Raw genomic sequence first — 365 nt, 5'->3', positions numbered from 1 at the left:
TGGTTGTCACCAGTGAGCATGATCGTCTTTTTTACACCGATAGAATGCAATTCATTAATTACAGCCTTACTCGAATCACGTACGGCATCGGCAACCGCAATTAAGGCAAGGACTTCGTGTTGTGTCCCCAGCACCATTACCGTTTTCCCTTGAGTCTGAAGCGTGATAATTTGTTGACATATTGGACTGGATACCTCAGCTTCCAATTCATCAAAAAGCTTAGGGCTACCAATATAATATAGCTGTTGTCCCACCGAAGCTTTGACGCCTTTCCCTGTGATTGACTGAAAGTGCTCAACTGAAATGGAGAGGTCGGCTCCCATTTGTTCCGCTTTGCGCACAATTGCTGATGCTAGTGGATGTTG

The 365-nt window shown here is 45.2% G+C and carries 1 protein-coding gene; it reads right to left on the bottom strand.

What is annotated here, in order from left to right:
• Positions 1-365, bottom strand: a 365-nt coding sequence (locus P364_RS0134715; protein WP_029881545.1) for an HAD family hydrolase, incomplete at both ends; no start/stop codon positions are given.

It is taken from the genome of Paenibacillus sp. MAEPY2 (assembly GCF_000499205.1).
Taxonomy (GTDB): Bacteria; Bacillota; Bacilli; order Paenibacillales; family Paenibacillaceae; genus Paenibacillus; species Paenibacillus vandeheii.
This window is presented reverse-complemented; position numbering and strand designations above follow the sequence as displayed.